Raw genomic sequence first — 19,247 nt, 5'->3', positions numbered from 1 at the left:
TGAGAACCCGCATTTGTCAGGCAGCGTCTTCGAACTGCGCGTAACCGGACTCTTCCAGCTCCAGCGCCAGTTCCTTGCCGCCGCTCTTCACCACCCGGCCCTTCGACATCACGTGCACGAAATCGGGCACGATGTAGTTGAGCAGCCGCTGATAGTGGGTGATGACGACCATCGCGCGCTCCGGCGAGCGCAGTGCATTGACGCCGTCGGCGGCGATCCGCAGCGCGTCGATGTCGAGGCCGGAATCCATTTCGTCGAGGATGCAGACGGCCGGCTCGAACAGCGCCATCTGCAGAATCTCGTTGCGCTTCTTCTCACCGCCGGAGAAGCCGACATTGACACCGCGCTTCAGCATGTCCTGCGGGATGTTCAGCGACTTCGCCACTTCGCGGACCTTCCTGAGGAAGGCCGGCGACGAGATCTCGTCCTCGCCGCGCGCCTTGCGCTGGGCGTTGAGCGCCGCGTGCAGGAAGTTCCAGGTGGTCACGCCGGGGATCTCGACCGGATACTGGAACGCCAGGAACACGCCCTTGGCGGCGCGCTCGTTGGGCGCCATCTCCAGCAGGTCCTCGCCCTTGTACAGGATCTGGCCGCCGGTGACTTCATAACCGGGCTTGCCGGCGATGACGTGGGAGAGCGTCGACTTGCCGGAGCCGTTCGGCCCCATGATCGCGTGCACCTCGCCCGGGTTCACCGTGAGCGACAGCCCGTGGAGGATCTCACGCTCCTCGACACGAACCTGCAGATCTTTCACTTCAAGCAGAGACATCTGATTTTTCCTGAGCATCATCCGCAAGGCGCGTCGGCCGCGCCGTCAGCGGGATGGATTAGCCAACCGAACCTTCAAGGCTGATCGAGATCAGCTTCTGCGCTTCCACCGCGAACTCCATCGGCAGTTGCTGCAGCACGTCCTTCACGAAACCGTTGACGACGAGGCCGACGGCTTCTTCCTGCGAGAGCCCGCGCTGGATGCAGTAGAACAGCACGTCCTCGGAAATCTTCGACGTCGTCGCCTCATGCTCGAACGTCGCCGAGGAATTCTTGGCCTCGACATAGGGCACGGTGTGCGCACCGCATTTGTCGCCGATCAGCAGCGAGTCGCAGGCGGTGTAGTTGCGCGCGCCGGTGGCTTTGCGATGCGCGCTGACGAGGCCGCGATAGGTGTTCTGCGACTTGCCGGCGGCGATGCCCTTGGAGATGATCCGGCTCGACGTGTTCTTGCCGAGGTGGATCATCTTGGTGCCGGAGTCGACCTGCTGGAAACCGTTCGAGATCGCGATCGAGTAGAACTCGCCGCTCGAATTGTCGCCGCGCAGGATGCAGCTCGGGTACTTCCAGGTGATCGCCGAACCGGTCTCGACCTGGGTCCAGGAGATCTTGGAATTCTTGCCGCGGCAGTCGCCACGCTTGGTGACGAAATTGTAGATGCCGCCCTTGCCTTCCGAATTGCCGGGGTACCAGTTCTGCACTGTCGAATACTTGATCTCGGCGTCATCGAGCGTGACGAGCTCGACCACGGCGGCGTGCAGCTGGTTCTCATCGCGCTGCGGCGCGGTGCAGCCTTCGAGATAGGAGACGTAGGAGCCCTTGTCGGCGATGATCAGCGTGCGCTCGAACTGGCCGGTGTTGCGCTCGTTGATGCGGAAATAGGTCGACAGCTCCATCGGGCAGCGGACGCCCGGCGGCACGTAGACGAACGAGCCGTCGGAGAACACCGCCGAGTTGAGCGTCGCGAAGTAATTGTCCGAGGTCGGCACGACGGTGCCGAGATATTTCTGCACCAGCTCGGGATGCTCGCGGATCGCCTCCGAGATCGGCATGAAGATCACGCCGGCCGCCTTCAGCTCCTTCTGGAAGGTGGTCGCGACCGACACCGAATCGAACACGGCATCGACCGCGATCTTGCGATTGGCCGACGGCGGGCCGCCGGGCGGCGGCTCGACGCCCTCGAGAACGGCGACTTCGCGGAGCGGGATGCCGAGCTTCTCATAGGTCTTGAGGATTTCCGGATCGATCTCGTCGATCGAGGACAGCGTCTTCTTCGGCTTCGGCGCCGAGTAATAATAAAGATCCTGATAGTCGATCTTCGGATAGTTGACGCGCGCCCAGGTCGGCTCGGTCATGGTCAGCCAGCGGCGATACGCCTCCAGACGCCATTCCAGCATCCAGGCCGGTTCATTCTTCTTTGCCGAGATGAAGCGGACGGTGTCTTCCGACAGGCCTTTCGGGGCCTTGTCGGACTCGATCAGCGTCTCAAATCCATAACGATACTGGTCGACGTCGATGCGCCGGACGCGCTCGACCGTCTCTTGTACAGCAGGCATTCAATCCTCCGCTCGCGGTTTCAAGGACCGCGGTGGATCTCAAGTTCCGAAGTCTCTTACGATGCTTTGAAGACGAAATCACCCGCTTAGAACTGTTCAAGCTGTGTTTCGTCGCTCTCCCTTAACTAAGGTATCGGCGAGCTTTCGCCAAGCCTTGAGGGTCAAATCCACGTCTGTCTCCGTGGTAGACCAGCCAATACTGAGCCGCACCGCTCCCTGGGACACCTCCGGACGGTATCCCATTGCCTCCAAGACGTGTGACGGCTGGACCTTGCCCGACGAGCAAGCGGAACCGGAGGAGACCGCTACCCCCGCCAGGTCGAATCCGATGACCGCCGTTTCGGCCTTCATGCCGGGCGCAGTGAACAGAATGGTATTCGGCAACCGTTTCACGTCATCGGAGAAGACCTGCACGTCCGGCGTCTGCCGCAGCCCATGCTCGAGCCGATCGCGCAGCCCCCTGACGCGGGCGGCGTCCGCCTTCAGCGCCACCATCGCGGCCTTCGCGGCCGCACCAAAGCCGGCAATCCCTGCGACGTTCTCGGTCCCTGCCCGTCGCCCGAGCTCCTGCCCGCCGCCGCGCAGGAACGCCTCCAGCCCTTCGACACCTTCGGCAAGCACCAGTGCGCCTGCGCCCTTCGGTCCACCGATCTTGTGCGCCGACAGCGTCACGAGATCGGCCTGGGTCGAGGCGAGATCGAACGGGATCTTTCCGAACGCCTGGATCGCATCGACATGCAGCAGGCCACCGGCCGCGTGGACGATCTCGGCGACGTCAGCCACCGGCTGGATGGCGCCAGTCTCGTTGTTCGCCAGCATCACCGAGACCAGCGCGGGCGCACCGTCGGCCAGCAGCGCGCGCAGATGATCGAGATCGATCACCCCGGCGCGCGTGACATTGATCGCGAGGGTCGCCTCACGCGCGAACCGTCCGCCCGCGAGGACAGACGCATGCTCGATCGCGGACACCAACAGCCGGCTGACCGGCGCGACCGCACCGCGGCGCAATCCCGGCGTCAGTGCGAGCGCATTGGCTTCGGTCCCGCCGGAGAGAAACACGACGTCCTGCGGCCGGCCGCCGATCGCATTCGCGACCGCATTGCGGGCATCCTCGACCAGCCGGCGCGCGCGGCGTCCCTCGCTGTGCACCGAGGACGGATTGCCGCTCAATTCCCATGCCGCAGCCATTGCCGCCTTCGCCTCCCGGCGAAGCGGTGTGGTGGCATTCCAGTCGAGATAGACGCGATCGGCCATCGAACTTGTCCGCGGCAACCATCGTGGTTGCGGCCTTCCACTGCGACATAGCGACAGTCGGGCAGCGAGACCAGATCAGAGTCACCGATGCCAGAGATTTTTCACGCCTGCCGGGAGTCCCATCGTGTTGCCTGGCAAGACATTCGCAGTTTCCTTGCGCCGCGCCCCGCGCGCGATAGCAATATGACAAACCAAAACTTCAGGTAGCCAACGAGCAATTCGATGTGTCGATCCGGATCGCCGCCGACGCGCCGGCTACGCGTGCGTCACGGAGCCGATTAGCCTCTGCCAAGCGGCACAATTTCCTTGATTTTTGCCCCTTGCGTCATGCTAGAAGGCCTTCCAGCGTGCCGCCCGGCGGTGCCTGCGCTGATTTCATCATGAGCCGCTCTGCTCGCGCCCGTCGCCGAAGATGGCTCCAACCGGTTGATTGATCGACGTCAATCAAGGGAACGCGTCAATCAAGGGAACACAATGCCTGAAGTCATTTTCACCGGCCCTGCTGGCCGTCTCGAAGGCCGCTATCACCCGGCCAAGCAGAAGAACGCGCCGATTGCGATGATCCTGCATCCGCATCCGCAGTTCCACGGCACGATGAACCACCAGATCGTCTACCAGTGCTATTACGCGTTCGCGCATCGCGGCTTCTCGGTGCTGCGCTTCAACTTCCGTGGCGTCGGCCGCAGCCAGGGCTCGTTCGATCACGGCACCGGCGAATTGTCCGATGCCGCGAGCGCGCTCGACTGGGCGCAGGCGATCAATCCGGAGGCGCGCGCCTGCTGGGTTGCAGGCTTCTCGTTCGGCGCATGGATCGGCATGCAGCTTTTGATGCGCCGGCCCGAGGTCGAGGGCTTCATCTCGATCGCGCCGCCCGCCAATCTCTACGACTTCTCGTTCCTCGCGCCCTGCCCGTCGTCGGGCCTGATCGTGCACGGCGACAAGGATGCCGTGGTGCCGCCCAAGGACGTCAACACGCTGGTCGAAAAGCTGAAGACCCAGAAGGGCATCGTGATCGACCAGCAGGTCATCCCCGGCGCCAACCATTTCTTCGACGGCAAGCTCGAGCCGCTGATGGAGACGGTGACCGGCTATCTCGACATGCGCCTCGCCAACGTGCGCTGAGCCGATCTTGTAGCCCGGATGGAGCGCAGCGAAATCCGGGACAGCTCTCACGAGTGGCACAACTGATCCCGGATTGCGCGTCGCTCCATCCGGGCTACGGATTTACTCCGGCGCGAATTTCAGCGCGGCGATGCCGACCAGCACGAACGCGATCCCGGCGACCTTCATCGGGTTCAGGGCTTCGTTGAACAGCAGCACGCCCATGGTCAGCGTGCCGACCGCGCCGATGCCGGTCCATACCGTGTAGGCGACGCCGACGCCGAGCACCTGCAACGCGCGCCCGAGCAGGAACACGAACGCGGCCAGCAGCAGCAGCGAGACCAGCGTCCAGCCGAGGCGCGTATAGCCTTCGGCATATTTCATCGAGATGGCCCAGCCGACGTCGAGAAGACCGGCGACGACCAGCGCGATCCACGCAATGGAGTGCGACATGGCTTACGCGGCAAGCTTCAGCATGTGCGCGCGGTGGCCGACCAGGAACGCATGCAGCAGCGCGGGATAATCAGGTGAAACGGCGCTGCGCACGCTCGGCCGCTGCGCCAGCGCACTACGCCACGCGCGAACTTTTGGCGTGTGGGTGAACACGGCAAGATCGGTCAGTTGGTCGAACAGATCGAAATAGCGGAAGACCGGCGCGAACACCGCATCCACCAGGCTGAACCTGTCGCCCGCGAAGAACGGACCCGCGCCGAGCGCAGCCTCCACGCGCGCGAACTTTGCCGCGACCGCCTGCCGCTTGCTCTCGAAGGTCGCGGCATCGCTCGCAGTCTCGAGCCCCCAGAGATCGCCGAGAATGGCCGAGCCGAACTCCATCCAGGCGCGATGCTCGGCGCGCGTCAGCGCGTTCTCGGGATGCAGCTTCGCGCCGCCTTGCGTCTCCTCGATGTACTCGCAGATCACGTTGCTCTCGAACAGCGCGACCTCCTTGCCGTCGTCACCGGTCACGACCAGCACCGGCACCTTGCCGAGCGGCGAGATCTTCAGGAACCAGTCCGGCTTGTTGGCGAGATCGATGTCGATCCGCTCGAACGGCACGCCCTTCTCGTGCAGCGCGATCACCGCGCGTTGCACATAGGGACAGAGCTTGTGGCTGATCAGCTTCAGGGCGGCCATGACGAACCTCGTGTTCAATGCAACTGCATCGAATTAAATGCTGCGGCATGGAACTGTCAAGGTAGATGCATTTGCATCTAAATCACGGTCGCGCGATGATGCCCCCGGTCATCGGGATCGGCACCCCCGTGGTGGCGGGGTAGCTCAGCGGCAGCCCCTTCATGCCGCGCGCGGCCAGGAAGCCGAAGGCTTGCGCCTCGATCGCATCCGCCGCCCAGCCGAGCGCCTCGGCGGGCTCGACGGTTGCCGGTGCCAGGCGCTCGCGCAGCATCCTCATCATGGTGAGGTTGGAGGCGCCGCCGCCGCAGATGATCCAGCTCTTGGGGCGTTTCGGCAGCAGCGGCACCACGCGGGCGATCGCAGCCGCCGTGAAAGCGGTCAGCGTCGCCGCGCCATCGGCCGGCGCCACGGCACCGAGCTTCAGGCTGGCAAAGTCGTTGCGGTCGAGCGATTTCGGCGGCGGAACCGAGAAGAAGGGCAGCCTGAGCGCCTGTGCGATCCAGGCTTCGTCCGGTTTGCCCAGCGCGGCGAACTTGCCGGCGGTGTCGAACGGCTGATGCATCTGGCGGAACATGAAGTCGTCGAGCAGCGCGTTGCCGGGCCCGGTGTCGCAGGCGATCAGCGTATCCGTACCGTCGATATAGGTGATGTTGGAGACGCCGCCGATATTGACCACGACGATCGGCCCCTCGCGGTTCAGCGATTGCGCCAGCGCGCGGTGGTAGACCGGCACGAGCGGCGCGCCCTGCCCGCCGGCCTCGACGTCGGCGGCACGGAAATCATGCATCACCGGAATGTGGATCGCTTTGGCGAGCGCCAGGGCATCGCCGATCTGCACCGTCAACTTCCGCTCCGGGCGATGCAGCACGGTCTGGCCATGGAACCCGACGATATCGATGTCCTGGGCGGAGATCCGGGTCTGCGCCGTGAAGCTGGCGACCGCCTCGGCATGGGCTGTCGTGACGGCCTGCTCGGCCTGCCGCAGGATCCCCGGCCTGGCGTCGCGCCGCGACAGATGAACGGCCTCGGTCAGCGCCTGGCGCAGCAGGCTGCGCTCGCTGTCGGTATAGGGTCGATAGCCCGTAGGTCCGAAGGCCTTGATCTGGCGGCCATCGGTCTCGATCAGTGCCACGTCGACCCCGTCGAGCGAGGTCCCGCTCATCAGACCGAGTGCCGTTAACATCATCTTGGAAGCGCCCCAGCCGGGAACCCCCCGGCTTGTCTCAAACAAGTACATCCTATAATGCCACTGCGCGTCCGCCTGCGGCAGCCTCAAGCGTCAGGGTTCCGCAAATAGATGCAAAAACCGTAAAACAAGAATGATCTGGCTCGCCGACAAATGACTGCATTTAAATCGGATTTCCTGAACACTCTACAGGAACGCGGCTTCGTCCACCAGTGCTCCGATTTCGAGGGCCTCGACGCGCTCGCCGCGAAGGGCGAGGCGACCGCCTATGTCGGCTACGACTGCACCGCGCCGTCGCTGCACATCGGCAACTTCCTCACCATGATGATGCTGTACTGGCTGCAACAGAGCGGCAACAAGCCGATAACATTGATGGGCGGCGGCACCACGATGGTCGGCGACCCCTCCGGCAAGGACGAGACGCGCGCGATGCGCACCGTCGCGGAGATTGAATCCAACAAGGCGAGCATCCGCGGCGTGTTCGCCAAGGTGCTGCGCTACGGCGACGGGCCTTCCGATGCCATCATGCTCGATAACGCCGAGTGGCTGACCAAATTGAACTGGATCGAGATGCTGCGCGACATCGGCCGGCACTTCTCGGTCAATCGCATGCTGACGATGGATTCGGTGCGGCTCCGGCTCGAGCGCGAGCAGGAGATGAGCTTCATCGAATTCAACTACATGGTCTGCCAGGCCTACGACTTCGTCGAGCTGTCGCGCCGTGCCGGCTGCCGCCTGCAGATGGGCGGCTCCGACCAGTGGGGCAACATCGTCAACGGCGTCGATCTCGGCCGCCGCATGGGCTCGCCGCAACTGTACGCGCTGACCACGCCGCTGCTGACCACCGCTTCCGGCGACAAGATGGGCAAGACCGCCAAGGGCGCGGTGTGGCTCAACGCCGACCAGTTCTCGCCGTATGATTTCTGGCAGTACTGGCGCAACGTCGAGGATGCCGACGTCGTCAAATTCCTCAAGCTGTTCACGATCCTGCCGATGAGCGAGATCGGCAAGCTTGCAGCGCTCGGTGGCAGCGAGATCAACGAAGCCAAGAAGGTGCTGGCGACCGAGGCAACCGCCCTGCTCCATGGCCGCGATGCGGCGAACGAGGCTGCCGAGACCGCGCGCCGCACCTTCGAGGAAGGCGCGCTGGCGGAAACCTTGCCGACCGTGGAAATTCCGCGCGGCGAATTCGAAGCCGGCGTCGGCGTGCTCGCCGCCTTCGTCAAGGCCGAGCTCGTCGCGTCCAACGGCGAAGCACGCCGGCAGATCAAGGGCGGCGGCCTGCGCGTCAACGACGTGGCCGTCACTGACGAGAAGATGCTGCTGACGCCGGCCAATCTGACGCCGGAAGGCGTCGTCAAGTTGTCGCTCGGCAAGAAGCGCCACGTCCTGCTGAAGCCTGCATAGGCGCATTCGTATTTGTCGGTTGCAGGGGGTGCCGAAAGCGCGCTCCCTCCTTGTCGATGGACCAAAACACGCCGCCGAACGACACGCTTGCAACGCCGGCGAAACAGTCGCGCGTCGCACTGAACGTGCTCGCGCTCTGCTTCGTGCTGTCGGTGCTCGGACGCGGCCTTAGCGACAGCTTCACGGTCTTTCTCAAACCGATCTCGGAAAATTTCGGCTGGGACCGCGCCTCCGTCGTGTCGGTCTATTCGCTGACCTGGCTCGCCAGCGGCCTCACCGCGCCCCTGGTCGGACGCCTGTTCGATCGCTCGGGTCCGCGCGTGGTCTATGCGCTCGGCCTGTCGCTGCTCGGTTGCGCATTCCTGATCGCCTCACGCGCGCAAGCGCTCTGGCAATTCCAGCTCAGCGTCGGCCTCTGCGTCGGCTTCGGCACCGCCTTGATTGGTAACGTCTCGAACTCGATCCTGCTCGGCCGCTGGTTCGGGCCGCGACTGCCGACCGCGATGGCCGTCATGTATTCGGCGACCGGCGCGGGCCTCCTGGTGCTGCTGCCGCTGTCGCAGGTGCTGATCGACCGGATCGGCTGGCGCGAGGCCTATCAGGTGTTCGGCGTCAGTGCGCTCTGCCTGCTTGTCCCGCTCGTCTTCCTGCCGTGGCGGCTGCTCGCCGGCGGATCGCCGCACATCGTCAGGAAGGCGCAAGCCGGCCTCGCCGAAGAAGGCTGGACGTTGCTTGCCGCGATGCGCCATCACGCCTTCTGGGCGCTGTTCTCGACCTTCTTCTTCACCGCGATTGCGATGTATGCCCTCACGGCGCAGATCGTCGCCTACCTGATCGATGTCGGCTTCCCGCCGCTGCAGGCCGCGACCGCTTGGGGCTTCTCCGGCGTCGCGCTGTTCGTCGGCATGCTCGGCGTGTCCACGCTCGACGGCATCATCGGCCGCCGGCCCTCGGTGCTGTTCAGCTACGGCGTCTCGATCCTCGGCATCATCCTGCTCTGGCTGTTGCAGTGGTATCCGAACTACTGGCTGCTGACCGGATTTGTGACCTGCTTCGGCAGCATGATCGGCTCGCGCGGCCCGCTGATCACCGCGACCGCGCTGAAAATCTTCCGCGGCGAGCGCGTCGGCACGATCTACGGGACGATCATGATCGGCAGCGGCCTCGGCTCGGCGCTCGGCTCCTGGGGCGGCGGCCTGATCCATGACTGGACCCACAGCTACAATCCGCTGATCGCCTTCGCGCTCGTCAACGTGGTGCTCGGCCTGATCCCGTTCCTGGTGGTACCGGCGCTGCGGCGCTGACGAAGGTTATTGGCTTCATAGCGCGAACTACGCCGGTTCATGCCCGGACGCGCCGTCGGATGTACACAGCGCGTCCGGGCTTTTTATTGTCGCCTTGTGACCCGTGGCGGACCTCGGGCCGGTGTTAGCTAGCTCGACCTGCGCGAAAGCCTGTACAGGTAAAGACTGCACCACGCGAAGATTACGCCGCAAATAAGCGATGCAATCATGACTGCTCCCTTGCCGTATCCTAAGCTGACCAAGACGAACACGACCGGGAGGAGAGCGACGAACAGCACCGGGCGGAGTTCTGTGGATCGCCTGATGCGAGCGTCCATCAGTTGGCGCTGCGCCGGCGTGACCGTCCGAGTCCACGACCCGATCGTCAGGCGGTTGCGCATGGCCGCGATTGCGAGAGCTATGGCCACGAGTCCGAGCGCTGTCGGCAGAGCGTAGCGGGGAGCAATGCCAGGCAGGTACATCAGAAAGACGAACAGGATGAGCGAACCGACGAGCGGCGCGCCGATAAGGATGTTCCAGACAAGAGCCTGCATAGCGTCCTCCCGGGTTGCTGTTCTACGGCGCTCAACTGAAACGCCCGTAAACCCCTCAGCTAAAATTTTCCGAGACGCCGCGCCCGTAGTTGACCCGTTGCCGACATTGCAGAGAATTGGCATCGTCGCGCGATGATCAACAACTGGCTTGCCGATATGCGTACATGGGCTGTCTGTTTGATTGCATATTGCGCTGCTTGCACTAGCGCAGTGGCCTGTGTGTTGCCGGGTACGCCAGCATCATTAATAGGCATCCTCTTCGAGCATGTCCCGACCGACATCGACGCACCGGCTGTCATCGAAGCGACCATCTATGACGCAACGGATAATGTGAGCTACGCGCATGACAGTACTTTCTCAACTATCACACTAATGAAAGCGCGAGTGGATCGAGTGATCAAGGGATCAATCGATGCCAAGTATCTCAAGCTATTCGTGTACACCAATAGCTGCGCTCACATTGGCGTCGGGCGGGGAATCGTTCTCGGAACGCTTCGAGACGATCCTCAGCGCGGGATCATGTTGGAAGCAATCCAGAAGGCCGACATGCGCGACTGGTCCAAAGAATTTTTCGCAAAACACGTAGCCATTCATGATGGTACAAAGTGCTTCAAAAACGAGTTCGGGGCCCGTGAGTGCCGCCTTCCCGGTATTGGTCCGGAATCAACTCAGCCCTGATATCTGAAGCGGGTCCGCCGGACTGATCCCGTTCCTGGTGGTGCCGGCGCTGCGGCGCTGAGCCGAGGGCTCATGAATTTGGCTAGTCGACGGCCTCTCCCCACAGGCACATGGGGAGAGGCCGAAGGCTACGATGTCTTTCGCTCAGTCGATGTCGCGGCAATCGTCGCCGCGGTGGTCGCGGCCGCAGGAGCCGCGGTCATGGGCCTCTTCACGGCCATCGCCGGTGCCCGGCGTGAACGACACGCCGCGCAGCGCCTCGCCAGAGTTCGCGGTCCGCAGCGTGACAAAACGCTCGCCGGCCGGCAGCGTCGCCGCGGAAAGCTTGTCCGTGATCATCACGAGCTTGTTCGGATCGGCACCCTGGTCGCCGCTGCCGCTCACCGTGGAGGTGATCGCCCAGATCGACACGCTGCCGTCGCGATTGACCCGGCCGGTGATGTTGCGCAGCCCGTCGGTCGCCGGCGACCACGGCTTGCCGGTCGCGGCATTGTTGCCGGTTGGATAGCCCTGCACCGTGTAGGGGACACCGAGGTCAAGTCCCGCCTGCAAGGTGTAGGCCTGCTTCCACGCGCCGGCCGTGCTGTCGAACACCCACTTCTGCAATCCGGCTGATGTCTGCGCCTTGGCAGCGGTATAGCTGTTCGATGCCGGGTCGAACGTCGCGGTGCCGTTGCCTTCGTCGGCGACGTAGAGCGTGTTCGCGTCGGCGAACCAGATGCCGAACGGGAACGCGGTCGTGCTCTTGAGCGCAGTCGGGAAACCGCTCAGCACGCACATGTTATACGGCGTGACGCCCTGCCCCGCCAACTTCGAGCCATCGTAGAAGATCTGCGTCGTCGGCAGCGACGCAGACGGAACCGGCAGGCCGACTCCATTCGGGCACGCCTTCGGGCTGCCGTTGGCGGCGTTGCCGGTGGTGTCGATGAAGTAGACGGTGTTGATGCCGTTACCGCCGCTGCCCTTGGTCGTGTAGATCACGTTGTTGAACACGGTGAGACCGCGGAAATTAGTGTCCTTGCCGATCTTGTCGGCCTTCTGGCCGAGCTCCGTGATGTTGAAGCTGCCGAGCGGGAAAGGTCCGCCCGGATCCGCCTGGCGAGCGAGCGGCGCGTCGGCCTCTCGCGCGATCTGCATGCCGGCGCCCGTGATGACCCCGGCGGGCTGCGGGTTGCCGCCATTGCCCGCGTTGCCGGCGGTGTAGAACACACCGGCGCCATGCCGATCGTTGAACACCGCAGCGCGGCCGTTGTTGCCGCTATAGCCGTTCACCTTGGTGAAGTGGAAGCGACCGTTCTCGTCGACTTCAGCGACCAGGCGATAATAGGTGCCGGGCACCGGGTTGGTCGGATCGATGACGTCAGGGGTGTTGGAGTTCGATACGTCGATGGCGCCGATCGGAGCGAGATAGCCCATGAAGGTCACGCTGCGATGATCGAGCGACAGATTGAGCGCCAGCTCGGATTTTGACGAGAAGCTGGTGACCATCTGGTCCTTGTTTTGGGAGATGCCGCGCTGGGCGCTGTTCGGCACCTCGAGCGACTGCACATGTCTGCCGTCGAGACGCAGTTCGTCGAGCAGGATCTTCGCAGTCAGGCCGAACGAGCCGTCGACCCCGTCGTTGTTGAACACCGTGGGATAGGTGCCGTCCGCCGTGGCGGTCACGCAATTGGGCGACACGCAGTTCGGCGGCAATTGTGTCACGCCGGGCGTGATGGTGACGGCGTTGTTGACGAACACCGCACGGCTCAACAACAGATGACCGGGCCGGAAATGAACGTCGTCGCCGTCGGCGTGCGCAAGACTGCTGGCGAGCGCCGTGGAGGCGAGCAGCGTCAACGCAAAAACCGGCCGAGACAGCGGAAGCCCCACAGGCGGGCGCAATCCTTTGGCGATCATTGCTTTTCTCCCAATGTAAGATTTTCTCAGAAAACGAGGGGCGTAGCCGCCCGCCATGGCGGCGGCCGGCGCGCGCAATCTGCGGGTGGACTGTTACGGGCGTGCGACAATCGACCGCACGTCCACTGCGGCCTCACACTCGTCACGATGGATGATCCGGTCGGTTAGGTCCGGCAATCTCGTCCGGGCCCTCGGCTGCCGCCGAGGGAATCTGCTGACGCGCTAATTGTTCGTCGTCGGCAGATCGTTCGGGCCGTATTGCTTGAACTCGAAGATCTTTCGCGTCAGGCCGGGCGCCAATGCCGAGATCGGGTTGACGCGCAGCACCGGCTGGCTCGGCGTGCCGACCACTTCATAGGTCACGCCGATCAGACCTTCATTGCTGCCGGCGCCGAGGAAAATCCCGAAGAACGGGATCTGGCCGAACATGTTGTTCAAGCCGTACATCGGAATGAAGGTGCCGTTCATCCGCACCTGATTGCCGAGATAGTCGATGCTGCCTTCGATGGTTGCGCCGATGCTCGGCCCCTTCACCACGCCGTTGCGGATCGAAAGCTGGCCGCTCTGGCGCGTGAACTCGGCGCGCAGCGCGTCGAACCCGATGCCGTTCTGGGTGCTGACCGGCCCGCCGGCGACGGCGCGGTCGAGCTGCGTTTCGCCCTTCACCGAGAAGCCGGTGATGTTGATGAGTCCTTCCCTCGGGCTCGGCTCGGGGATCGGCGGCTCCATCGCCAGCGTGAGCTGGCCGCCGACCACCTTCGAATAGGTGTCGATGAAGCGCAGGAACGCGCCGGCGTCGCCGGTTTGCAGGTAGATCACCTCGCGGCCCTGCTGGCGGCCGCGCATATCGACGCTGACGGGGGTATCGCGGCCGACCCTGCCGCTCAGCGTGAACGCCTTGAAGAACCCGTTGCGCCGCGAGATCTTGGCGTCGACACCGCGCAGCGCCTCGCCGTTGAACCCGGCCACCGCGCCGAGCTTCAGATCGACATCGAAATCGGTGGTCTTGGTCTTGCTCTTGGGATCGCTATCGCGGCCGGAGATCGCCGATTTCAGGAAGCCGCGGCCATCGAACACGTCGCCGCGCATCGTCACCTTGATCACGCCGTCGGGACCGCGATCGGCCCGCAGCGATGTCTTGTCGCCGTCCGACGGCGCATAGGTCGGGAAGTTCGCATTCATCAGGTCGCCGTTCTGGTCGACCTCGAGCGCGCCCTTGATCGAGACGCCGCTGCCTTCGATCGAGATGTCCTCGAAGCGCGTCGACTGCCCCTTCGGCACCACGTTGAAGGTCGCCTTGCCGGCCCTGCCCTGCGCCTTGACCCAGCCCGGCAGGATGTTGTCGAGCTTGAGCTGGGTCAGGTCGGCCTCGACGCCCATCTTGGTGGTGGGATTGTCGCCACTGCCGATCTTGCCGCTCAGCTTGATCGGGATCGCGCCTGACACCGCGGGGCCGAGATCAAGCCCGAGCCGTGCGCGGCTCGCGTCGTCCAGCGTCGCCTGCAGCTTGACGTCGGCATCGCCGTCGGCCGGCTTGCGGTAGTCGAGCGAGGCCGCCTGCCCGTTGATCTTGACGTCGCCCTTGACCTGGAAGCCGGCGTTGCTCGCAATCACCTTCAGCGTGTTGGCCTCGAGCTTCTGGTTCATGACCAGCTTGTCGACGGCAACGCCGGAGATGTCTGCGGTGACGGAATATTGCGTGTCCGCCTTGGTTAGCCCGCCCGTCACCGGCATGCCGAGATTGATCGTGGCCGTGACGTTGCCCTTGCTGGCGTTGGGATCGATCGGCGGACCGGAGAGATCGCTGAGCCGGTCGGATGCGAGGATTTCGGCGGCGGCCGGCACCGGACAGTCGACCCGGAACTTGACCTTCGACGGCGACGGCTTCGGCGCCATGTCCGGCACCTCGAAGCTGAAATCCGACAGCGTGATCTTGCGGCCGGCCGGCGTGTCGGCGATGCCCTGGTTGATGGTCACGGTCGCGGTGCGGCCGGTCACCCTCGCTTTCAGATCCGCGTCATGCACCGCGGGCATCTGATCCACCGGACGCACCGTTACACCCGAAGCGACGATGTTGACCGAGAGGCCGTCATCCGGGATCGGCGGTCCCTTGCGCGACAGATTATGTACCGGCGAGTTGACGCCGACGTCGATGCGCTGCAGCGTGCCGCGGTCGATCCGCTCGAGCACCCATTCGCGCACCTCGGGCACGATGATGATCGGCCACATCCGCTTCAGCGCGGAGGCCGACATCGGGGTGCCGGCGAAGCCGAGTTGCAGCCGCGGCTCGCCGGAATAGTCGATGCTGCCGGTACCGGCGACACCGATCTCGCCATTGCTGATATCGGCCTGAGTCAGCAGCACCCGCTTCTTCTCGGTATCGAACCGGAAGCCGACATTGATGCGATTGAAGATCAGCGGCGGTTCATTCTTGTCGGCGCCGGCGAGCACGATGGTGCCGCCGGACAGGCCCGCCTGCCAATCGGTGACGTTGTCGTTCGGCGGCTCGAGATGGCCGAGCAGCGTGATGCGGTTGGCGCCCGAGACGATCTTGATCGGCGCCAGCAGCACGCGGCGCCCCGAATCCCATTCGACGCTCATCTCGGCCGAATCGACCGGCATCGGGTAGTCGGGCGTGTCGGTGTCGATGATGTTGCCGGCACCGACATTGATCTTGCCGCGGAAATAGGTCGGCAGGCCGTCGCGGCCGAGTTCGCCCTTCATCTCGCCCGACAGCGGCAGGTCGGCGGTGTAGGTGAGATCCTTGGTCCGCATCGCGAGCAGGATGTTGCGGGTGGAAACCTTGTCGGCCTTGACGTCGACCGAGCGCACGCCATTCTGCTGCGGTCCAACCAGGACGCGCACCGACCAGGGCTTTGCGCCGTCCTCGCCGAAGCTGAGCGCAACCCCGCCGCCGCTCGGGCGCCGCAGGCTCAGGCTGATATTCTCAAAGCTCCATTTGTTGCCGCGCTGCTGGTCGTCGACGACGAGATTGCCGTTCTTCAGGCCGATCTCGTTGAGGTTCTGACCGTCGAGGCCGGTCATGCTGAGGCTGTCGAGCCAGTCGAGGCCGGCGAGCAGCCCGCTCTGGGCCGAATCGGGTGCGGCCGCCGCGGGCCCGGAGGCAACCGGAGGCAAGGCAACTGGAGGCAAGGCAACCGGCGGCGGCGGCGCAGCGGTCGCCGGCCGCGGGAATGTCGGCGGCAGCCCAGCATCCCGCTTGGATGCAACGCCGGTGGCGAGCGGCTTTGCGGTGTCGCCGGCGGAGACCGTGACATTGCCGTCGGGGGTGATGCGCACCGACAGTTCCGCATCGACCAGATTGAGGCTCTCCGCCCGCAACTGGCCCATCAGCAATGCCGTTCCGGACAAGCGCACTTCGGCTTTCGGCGCGCTGGCAACGACCGCGTGGTCGCGGTCGCGGACGATGATGTCACGGATGCGCACCGCGATCCTGACCCGGCCGGCGCGCTCGATCTGCGTTCCGCCGACCTCAACCGTGTTGCCGTGACCGATATTCTCCTCGATCGCCGCGGCAAGCCATGGCGTCGCCAAATCGAGATTGATCGGACCGGCGCCGAGCCGCCACCACAATGCGCCGAAGCAGGTCGCGAACATCACGACCAGCACCACGAGCACCAGTCCGATGCGCCGAATCCAGCGCTCGCCATGCAGCCAGCGCTGCATGCCGGAGCAGAAATCGGTGAAACGATGCAGGTTGGTGTTGGAACGCGCCAGCAATTGCCGCGCACGGTTGCCCGCCGCCTCATCCTGCTCGTCCCACGCGGCGTCGTCTTCCCGTTGCGAGAAGTCGGTCCCGGCGCGCGGATTTGGACCCTGCGGCGACGTGTTCCTTGCCATTGCCTCTCGGTGCTGACGGCGAAGCTGATCACCGCCATCGGGGCGCCCGTCGACTGTTATCGAGCGCTCCCTTGCCGGCATCGCCGCCTATCCTCGCCTAATCATGTTGCTCGCCGATGGCCCCGGAACGGACCAAACCAACCAATCGAAAGCCAATTCAGCAAGCGGACGGGTAACGCGTCGAATTCCTTGTCACCATACTCCGTGGCCATCAAACTTGCCCAGCGGCCGATGCGAATCCGGCCGCTGCGAATGAGACCCGCAATACCCCAATGGTTGAGCTTCGGAAAGCGACGAAAGGAAGGCGTATGTCCAAGAAAACGCGCAAGAAATCCTCCAACACAACCGGAAAGCGGGTCGCAACAAAGGTTGCGCGCGCCGCAAGCGCAAGCACTGGGAAGTCCGCGATGAAAACCCGCACAACGGTTGCGAAGAAGGCCGTGGCCAAGAAAGCAACCAAGAAAGCAACCAAGAAAGCAACCAAGGCGAAGGCCAAGACCACCACAAAGGCCGCAACGGGTGTTCAAGGCAAAGCCTCGCACAAGGCCGCATCGAAACCGTTAAAGGCTGAGCCGACCGCGACCGTGACCAAGTCGTCCGCCGTCACACTCACTGAGGGCGCCGCGGCACCTGGATTCGATCTGCCGCGCGACGGCGGAGGCAGCGTTTCACTGCGGGATTTTGCCGGCAAGAAGCTGGTGCTGTTCTTCTATCCCCGCGCCGACACCCCCGGCTGCACCAGGGAGGCGATCGACTTCACCCGGCTCAAGAATGAGTTCGCGGCTTCAGGTGCCGAGGTGGTCGGCATTTCCGCCGATACGGTTAAGGCGCAGGAGTCATTTCGAAACAAACACCAGCTGTCCGTGCCGCTGGTCTCGGACCCGGCCCATCAGATGCTGGAGGCGTATGGCGCCTGGGGCGAAAAATCCATGTATGGCAGGACCTTCATGGGAATTATTCGCACCACGGTTCTGGTCGATTCCAGTGGAAAAGTCGCCCGGATCTGGCGCCATGTGAAGGTCGACGGCCATGCCGAAGCGGTGTTGGAGGCCGCCCGATCGCTCTGACCGGAGGGTTCCGTTTCCTGAAAATTAACCATGGCGAGCTCAAATCGGCCCCGCAAATTAGCCGTACGGAGCTTGGTCCGACCGGCCGCGGGAGTACCGATGTCGAGCCGGTCCGGTCATCACCAGAAACACCATCATCCGCAGGACCATGGCCGGTCGCCGGCACGCCGTCCGGTGGCCCAGCATGCCGCAGCTGCCGCGGCTGCCTCCGGCGAGGGCTATACGCTGGTTCATGCCGGCAAGCAGGTCCGGTTCGGACCGGTGGTGTTCTGGATCGCGGTCGGCACGGTCGTCCTGCTCGGCATGTGGTCGGCGGCGACCGCGACGTATTTTGCGTTTCGTGACGACGTCCTGACCCGGCTGATCGCGCGCCAGGCCGAGATGCAATACGCCTATGAGGACCGCATCTCGGAGCTGCGCGCCAAGGTCGACCGCACCACCAGCCGCCAGCTGCTCGATCAAGAGCAGTTCGACCAGAAGCTCGACCAGATCATGAAGCGGCAATCGGCGCTGGAATCGCGCGCCACCGCGCTCGGCGCGATGCCTGATGTTGCGACCACCGGATCGATCAAGCCGCAGGGCCGCGCCGACGCCGCGCCGTCATCCGGTACGCCCAAGCCCTCCCCGATCAGCGACACCGTGATCTTCGTGGCGCCGCCGGATCGCGAGGCGCGGCTGGAATCGCGCGCGCCGCTGATCGCCAAGGCGCAGCCGAATCAGTTCGCCAAGGCCCAAGGCTTCGACAGGTTGGGCGTCGACAACGTTCTGGTCCGTCTGCAGACCTCGCTCGACCAGGTCGAGCGGCGCCAGGTCGCAGCACTCTCCTCGGTCGAGGACGGTATCGAATCGCGGGTGCGCCGGATGCGCGGCGTGATCTCCGATCTCGGCCTCAACATGGCGCAGCTCGAAGCCGCGACGCCGCGCTCCGGCATGGGCGGCCCCTATGTGCCGGTGAAGCTCACGCCCGACGCCGGCGCGTTCGAGCGTCAGCTTTACCGCATCAACATCAACCGCGCGCAGATGCAGCGCCTGAACCAGACGCTGGCGCTGGTGCCATACCGCAAGCCCGTCGTCGGCGAGGTCGAATTCACCAGCGGCTTCGGCGTTCGCTCCGATCCCTTCCTCGGCCGTCCGGCGATGCACACCGGGCTCGACTTCCGCGCCGCGCAGGGCGATCCGGTGCGCGTCACCGCCAACGGCAAGGTGGTGTCGGCAGGCTGGGCCGGCGGCTACGGCCGCATGGTCGAGGTCGATCACGGCAATGGCCTCTCGACCCGCTACGGCCATCTCTCCGAGATCGGCGTCAAGGTCGGTGAGTACGTCAAGATCGGCCAGGTGATCGGCGCGGTCGGTTCGACCGGCCGCTCCACCGGTCCGCATCTGCACTATGAGACCCGCATCGACGGCGAAGCGGTCGATCCGCAGAAATTCCTCCGCGCCGGCGTCCGGCTCAGCGCGGGCTAGCTCAATCTCGCAACGATTGATCTGAACATCGGCGC

Annotated in this window: 15 protein-coding genes; 6 read left to right on the top strand and 9 right to left on the bottom strand. The window is 64.3% G+C overall.

Annotated elements, in window-relative coordinates; translation table 11 throughout:
* Window positions 1-16: 16 nt before the first annotated feature.
* The 3 genes from sufC to AAFG13_RS03320 form a co-directional block, all read right to left on the bottom strand.
* Window positions 17-769, bottom strand: a complete 753-nt coding sequence (gene sufC, locus AAFG13_RS03330) for a Fe-S cluster assembly ATPase SufC (RefSeq protein WP_342711114.1) — start codon at window positions 767-769, stop codon at window positions 17-19.
* 58 nt (window positions 770-827) lie between these two features.
* Window positions 828-2,324 (bottom strand): Fe-S cluster assembly protein SufB, encoded by a 1,497-nt coding sequence (gene sufB, locus AAFG13_RS03325; RefSeq protein ID WP_212317493.1) that lies wholly within the window; start codon window positions 2,322-2,324, stop codon window positions 828-830.
* 96 nt (window positions 2,325-2,420) lie between these two features.
* Window positions 2,421-3,578: a cysteine desulfurase family protein gene (locus AAFG13_RS03320; RefSeq protein ID WP_342711113.1), complete on the bottom strand. Its 1,158-nt coding sequence runs from the start codon at window positions 3,576-3,578 to the stop codon at window positions 2,421-2,423.
* Between the two features lie 474 nt (window positions 3,579-4,052).
* Between AAFG13_RS03320 and AAFG13_RS03315 the strand changes: the two genes are divergently transcribed.
* Window positions 4,053-4,700, top strand: a complete 648-nt coding sequence (locus AAFG13_RS03315; RefSeq protein ID WP_016843213.1) for an alpha/beta hydrolase — start codon at window positions 4,053-4,055, stop codon at window positions 4,698-4,700.
* 102 nt (window positions 4,701-4,802) lie between these two features.
* Here AAFG13_RS03315 and AAFG13_RS03310 read toward each other — a convergent pair whose 3' ends face one another.
* The 3 genes from AAFG13_RS03310 to AAFG13_RS03300 form a co-directional block, all read right to left on the bottom strand.
* Window positions 4,803-5,132 carry a multidrug efflux SMR transporter gene (locus AAFG13_RS03310; RefSeq protein ID WP_212317498.1) on the bottom strand — a complete coding sequence of 110 codons (330 nt, stop codon included), beginning with the start codon at window positions 5,130-5,132 and terminating at the stop codon, window positions 4,803-4,805.
* Between the two features lie 3 nt (window positions 5,133-5,135).
* Window positions 5,136-5,813: a glutathione S-transferase family protein gene (locus AAFG13_RS03305; RefSeq protein ID WP_342711112.1), complete on the bottom strand. Its 678-nt coding sequence runs from the start codon at window positions 5,811-5,813 to the stop codon at window positions 5,136-5,138.
* An 82-nt stretch (window positions 5,814-5,895) separates the two neighbouring features.
* Window positions 5,896-6,999, bottom strand: a complete 1,104-nt coding sequence (locus tag AAFG13_RS03300) for an anhydro-N-acetylmuramic acid kinase (protein WP_342711111.1) — start codon at window positions 6,997-6,999, stop codon at window positions 5,896-5,898.
* Between the two features lie 153 nt (window positions 7,000-7,152).
* On the opposite strand from AAFG13_RS03300, the gene tyrS reads away from it, so the two are divergent.
* Both tyrS and AAFG13_RS03290 read left to right on the top strand, forming a co-directional pair.
* Entirely contained in the window at window positions 7,153-8,406 is a 1,254-nt protein-coding gene (gene tyrS / locus AAFG13_RS03295; RefSeq protein WP_212317503.1) for a tyrosine--tRNA ligase, read from the top strand.
* Window positions 8,407-8,462: 56 nt separating this feature from the next.
* Complete coding sequence (locus AAFG13_RS03290) at window positions 8,463-9,710, top strand: MFS transporter (RefSeq protein WP_342713538.1); 1,248 nt, start codon at window positions 8,463-8,465, stop codon at window positions 9,708-9,710.
* Between the two features lie 128 nt (window positions 9,711-9,838).
* Here the strand turns inward: AAFG13_RS03290 and AAFG13_RS03285 are convergent, their stop codons facing one another.
* Window positions 9,839-10,243, bottom strand: coding sequence for a hypothetical protein (locus AAFG13_RS03285; protein ID WP_212317504.1), 405 nt, complete (start codon window positions 10,241-10,243; stop codon window positions 9,839-9,841).
* A 132-nt stretch (window positions 10,244-10,375) separates the two neighbouring features.
* On the opposite strand from AAFG13_RS03285, the gene AAFG13_RS03280 reads away from it, so the two are divergent.
* Complete coding sequence (locus AAFG13_RS03280) at window positions 10,376-10,921, top strand: hypothetical protein (protein ID WP_342711110.1); 546 nt, start codon at window positions 10,376-10,378, stop codon at window positions 10,919-10,921.
* 144 nt (window positions 10,922-11,065) lie between these two features.
* Here AAFG13_RS03280 and AAFG13_RS03275 read toward each other — a convergent pair whose 3' ends face one another.
* Complete coding sequence (locus AAFG13_RS03275; RefSeq protein ID WP_212317506.1) at window positions 11,066-12,820, bottom strand: hypothetical protein; 1,755 nt, start codon at window positions 12,818-12,820, stop codon at window positions 11,066-11,068.
* A 222-nt stretch (window positions 12,821-13,042) separates the two neighbouring features.
* Window positions 13,043-16,762: a DUF3971 domain-containing protein gene (locus tag AAFG13_RS03270; protein ID WP_342711109.1), complete on the bottom strand. Its 3,720-nt coding sequence runs from the start codon at window positions 16,760-16,762 to the stop codon at window positions 13,043-13,045.
* Window positions 16,763-16,989: 227 nt separating this feature from the next.
* Between AAFG13_RS03270 and AAFG13_RS03265 the strand changes: the two genes are divergently transcribed.
* Window positions 16,990-17,748: a peroxiredoxin gene (locus AAFG13_RS03265; RefSeq protein ID WP_342711108.1), complete on the top strand. Its 759-nt coding sequence runs from the start codon at window positions 16,990-16,992 to the stop codon at window positions 17,746-17,748.
* A 99-nt stretch (window positions 17,749-17,847) separates the two neighbouring features.
* Window positions 17,848-19,212, top strand: a complete 1,365-nt coding sequence (locus tag AAFG13_RS03260) for a peptidoglycan DD-metalloendopeptidase family protein (protein ID WP_342711107.1) — start codon at window positions 17,848-17,850, stop codon at window positions 19,210-19,212.
* Window positions 19,213-19,247 lie beyond the last annotated feature (35 nt).

The organism is Bradyrhizobium sp. B124 (assembly GCF_038967635.1).
GTDB lineage: Bacteria > Pseudomonadota > Alphaproteobacteria > Rhizobiales > Xanthobacteraceae > Bradyrhizobium.
Note: the sequence above shows the minus strand (reverse complement) of the source record. Positions and strands in the feature narration are given on the sequence as shown.

Excerpts from the sequence above, each read along its gene's own strand:
- sufC (WP_342711114.1), bottom strand. The coding sequence starts at position 769 with ATGTCTCTGCTTGAAGTGAAAGATCTGCAGGTTCGTGTCGAGGAGCGT.
- sufB (WP_212317493.1), bottom strand. The coding sequence starts at position 2,324 with ATGCCTGCTGTACAAGAGACGGTCGAGCGCGTCCGGCGCATCGACGTC.
- AAFG13_RS03320 (WP_342711113.1), bottom strand. The coding sequence starts at position 3,578 with ATGGCCGATCGCGTCTATCTCGACTGGAATGCCACCACACCGCTTCGC.
- AAFG13_RS03315 (WP_016843213.1), top strand. The coding sequence starts at position 4,053 with ATGCCTGAAGTCATTTTCACCGGCCCTGCTGGCCGTCTCGAAGGCCGC.
- AAFG13_RS03310 (WP_212317498.1), bottom strand. The coding sequence starts at position 5,132 with ATGTCGCACTCCATTGCGTGGATCGCGCTGGTCGTCGCCGGTCTTCTC.
- AAFG13_RS03305 (WP_342711112.1), bottom strand. The coding sequence starts at position 5,813 with ATGGCCGCCCTGAAGCTGATCAGCCACAAGCTCTGTCCCTATGTGCAA.
- AAFG13_RS03300 (WP_342711111.1), bottom strand. The coding sequence starts at position 6,999 with ATGATGTTAACGGCACTCGGTCTGATGAGCGGGACCTCGCTCGACGGG.
- tyrS (WP_212317503.1), top strand. The coding sequence starts at position 7,153 with ATGACTGCATTTAAATCGGATTTCCTGAACACTCTACAGGAACGCGGC.
- AAFG13_RS03290 (WP_342713538.1), top strand. The coding sequence starts at position 8,463 with ATGGACCAAAACACGCCGCCGAACGACACGCTTGCAACGCCGGCGAAA.
- AAFG13_RS03285 (WP_212317504.1), bottom strand. The coding sequence starts at position 10,243 with ATGCAGGCTCTTGTCTGGAACATCCTTATCGGCGCGCCGCTCGTCGGT.
- AAFG13_RS03280 (WP_342711110.1), top strand. The coding sequence starts at position 10,376 with ATGATCAACAACTGGCTTGCCGATATGCGTACATGGGCTGTCTGTTTG.
- AAFG13_RS03275 (WP_212317506.1), bottom strand. The coding sequence starts at position 12,820 with ATGATCGCCAAAGGATTGCGCCCGCCTGTGGGGCTTCCGCTGTCTCGG.
- AAFG13_RS03270 (WP_342711109.1), bottom strand. The coding sequence starts at position 16,762 with ATGCCGGCAAGGGAGCGCTCGATAACAGTCGACGGGCGCCCCGATGGC.
- AAFG13_RS03265 (WP_342711108.1), top strand. The coding sequence starts at position 16,990 with ATGTCCAAGAAAACGCGCAAGAAATCCTCCAACACAACCGGAAAGCGG.
- AAFG13_RS03260 (WP_342711107.1), top strand. The coding sequence starts at position 17,848 with ATGTCGAGCCGGTCCGGTCATCACCAGAAACACCATCATCCGCAGGAC.